Source organism: Marinobacter sp., from assembly GCF_046484525.1.
GTDB lineage: Bacteria > Pseudomonadota > Gammaproteobacteria > Pseudomonadales > Oleiphilaceae > Marinobacter.
The window spans coordinates 1-3,105 of record NZ_JAWOIS010000083.1 but is presented as its reverse complement, the minus strand read 5'-3'; the positions used below and the strand labels follow the sequence as shown (position 1 = coordinate 3,105).

Genomic DNA, 3,105 nt, shown 5'->3' with positions numbered 1-3,105 from the left:
CCCCAATATTCGATATCCCCGTCGGTGGCGCCGTACTCTTTGTACTGCCGCCGCGTATAACCGCTGGCGAGAAGCTCGTCGTACCGATCATCGTCATCGAATCCCATCGCGCAACCCTGACACTCTCCTCCGGCCCGTCGGCCGGCCCCTCGCTAGTCGGTCTCACCCAACTGCCACCACGTCCGCTCCCGGTCACCCCAGGGAGGTTTCCCGGCCGGGGCATCGTCATCGCCCGCCGGGTGGCCGAACGGCACGGTCGGGACCGTGGCGACCCCGCTCCACACCTCGACCGCCACTGCAGCCGGCTGTGCTCGCGCACCATGGCGCCAGTGTCTCGCGGTTTGGGGGTGAGGGCAATGGGGGGATCGGGGGGCAGCATGTCGCCGGTGTCAGTTGACGGGCTATAATGCGCCATAGATTTTCACCCAAGATGCGCCAGGTGTTTTCACCAACAATGCGCCAGGTGTTTTCACCCAAAATGCACCAGCCGTTTTCGGCCAAGATGCGCCACCCTCGGATGCACCATTTAGTGTATCCTTCCGGGACAGAGAGTACCGGGAGGAATCATGACCGAAAGGAAACTGAAGCTAATGGACGTTCGGGGATTACTTTTGCATTTTCGAGCCGAATCAAGCGATCGGCAGATCCAGCGGGACACTGGACTGAACCGCCGGACCATCCAGCGATACCGGGCGTGGGCAAAAAGCGAGGGGCTGCTGGAAGGTGCGCTGCCCACGCCGGAGGAACTTGCCGCGCGGCTGCAGGCTAGCCTTCCCGAAAAGACCCCGCCGCAGAATCAGTCGGCTGCGGAAGGCTACCGCGAGGAGATCAAAAGGTTGCTGGATATGGAGGTAGAAGTGGCTGCGATCTATCAGCGGCTGCTTGAGCGGGGCTTCACCGGGAGCTACGCGTCGGTCTACCGTCTGGCGCGGCGGATCAAACCGACAGGAAAGCACCGCCAGAAGACGACGCGGGTAGAACGCCCACCGGCGGAAGAAGCTCAGGTGGACTTTGGCTACGCTGGGAGGATGATCGATCCGGAAAGCGGGCAACTGCGCAAGACATGGGTCTACGTGATGACGCTGTCCTGGAGCCGGCATCAGTACGTCGAGTTCGTCTGGGATCAGAAGATCCAGACATGGCTGCGCTGTCATCGGAATGCCTTTGAGTTCTTTGGCGGGGTTCCGGCGCGGATCGTGTTGGACAATCTCAAAACAGCCATCGTCAAGGCAATTCAGGACGATCCGCAGGTGCAGTCCAGCTACCAGGAATGCGCACTACACTACGGGTTTCTCTTGGCGCCTTGCCGGGTGGCAACTCCCGAGCACAAAGGCAAAGTTGAGAAAGGTGGGGTGCACTATGTAGTCCGCAATTTTCTGGGCGGGCGTACCCCGACTACCCTGATACAGGCCAACAAGGATGTGCGGCGCTGGTGTTTGACGACCGCGGGTCAGCGAATTCATGGCACGACATTTGAAGCGCCGCTCAAGCGGTTTGAGGAGATCGAACAAGCCCTCCTGAAGCCCTTGCCGGCCTCGCCTTATGATCTGGCTGTTTGGAAAAAGGTCAAAGTCTATCGCGACTGCTATGTCAGTTTTGACCATGCTTTCTATTCAGTGCCACACCGCCTGTATCCTGGCTCGGTGTGGATATGCGGCGGGACGACAAACGTGCGGATTTACGATCTAAAATACACACTCCAGGCGACCCACGAACGGGCCACCCAGGCGGGTCAGAGAATAACCCACACCGACCACTTGCCACCTGAGAAGCTGCCTGGTCTGCTGCAGACCCGCGAAAGCGTCGTGGAAGATGCACAAAAAGTTGGTCCGGCCACCGGAAAGGTGGTGCAGGAACTGCTGGAGCATCCGGTCCTCGACCGGCTATCTACTGCCGGGCGATTGGTCCGTCTGGCGAACCAATTCAGCCCGGAACGATTGGAAGCAGCTTGCCAGAAGGCACTGGCCTATGGTGATGGGAGCTACAGAACGATCAAAGGCATCCTGAAACAAGGCACAGAGAGCCAGACTGCGCCTCTTTTGGTTGAGATTCCCCCGGCAACCACTTTTGCTCGCAGCAAAGACGAGCTGGTAGCCGGCCTGATGGAGGTAGGGTTGTGGAACTGAAACATCAGCTTGCCGGCCAACTCCGCCAGCTGCGGCTATCGGGAGTCCTGGAAACGATGGAGGCCCGTCATCGCCAAGCCATTGACGGGCAGTGGAACTATACCGAGTTTCTGTCACGCTTGTTGGAAGACGAGGTGGAGCGCCGGGCGCAGAAGCAGCTCAATCTGCGGTTGCGACGGGGAGCGCTCAACACGACCAAAACCCTGGAAGGCTTCGACTTTCACTTCAACCCACACCTTAACCGGCAGCAGATTCTGCAGCTGGCAAGTTGCGAGTTCGTCCGTCAGAAACGCAACCTGCTGATCTGCGGCCCGACCGGGGTGGGAAAGTCACACCTGGCGCAGGCGTTGGGCCAGGAAGGGGCCCGCCAGGGGCTAGATGTGCTGTTCATCAGCACACAGAAGATGCTCCAACACCTCAATGGCGGCCGGGCGGACGGTACGTGGGAACGCCGTATGACAGCCTACCTACGCCCAGATCTACTCATCCTGGATGACTTTGGGCTCAAGCCGCTTCAACCTCCCGGCCCGGAGGATCTGTACGATGTGATCAATGAGCGTTACGAAAAGGGCAGCATCTTGGTGACTTCTAACCGCGCACCCAGCGAGTGGCCAGATCTCTTCCTGGACCCACTGTTGGCCAGCGCTGGGCTGGATCGGCTGCTTGACCGCGCCGAAGTGATCATCATCCGCGGCCCCAGCTTCCGCTCCCAGGGCCGCACACAGCTACTCGAGGAGGTGTATGCCAAGACCATTGAACCCTAAATCTCTAGCCACTTGAAACTTGCATCTGCTCTCTGGGTGGTGCACTGTTGCCGAAAAACGCTGGTGCATTGTTGCCGAAAAATGGTGGTGCACTTACGTCCGTAAATTGACACCGGGGTTCGTGTTGCTCGTGAACAGCGCGTACCCCTTGAACCGCCCCTCCCGCGCCGCCCGCGTCCGCGCGATCGCCTCATCAAAGGCCCGCAGGTCCTCGA

General features: G+C 59.6%; 2 protein-coding genes. Both read left to right on the top strand.

What is annotated here, in order from left to right; translation table 11 throughout:
• The first annotated feature begins 566 nt into the window (after window positions 1–566).
• Window positions 567–2,126 (top strand): IS21 family transposase, encoded by a 1,560-nt coding sequence (gene istA, locus R6W86_RS16545; protein ID WP_410330453.1) that lies wholly within the window; start codon window positions 567–569, stop codon window positions 2,124–2,126.
• The gene (istB, locus tag R6W86_RS16540) at window positions 2,117–2,890 is read left to right on the top strand and encodes an IS21-like element helper ATPase IstB (RefSeq protein ID WP_410330452.1); all 774 of its coding nucleotides are present in this window, start codon (window positions 2,117–2,119) and stop codon (window positions 2,888–2,890) included. Before istA ends, istB begins: the two co-directional genes overlap by 10 nt.
• The last annotated feature ends 215 nt before the right edge of the window (window positions 2,891–3,105 follow it).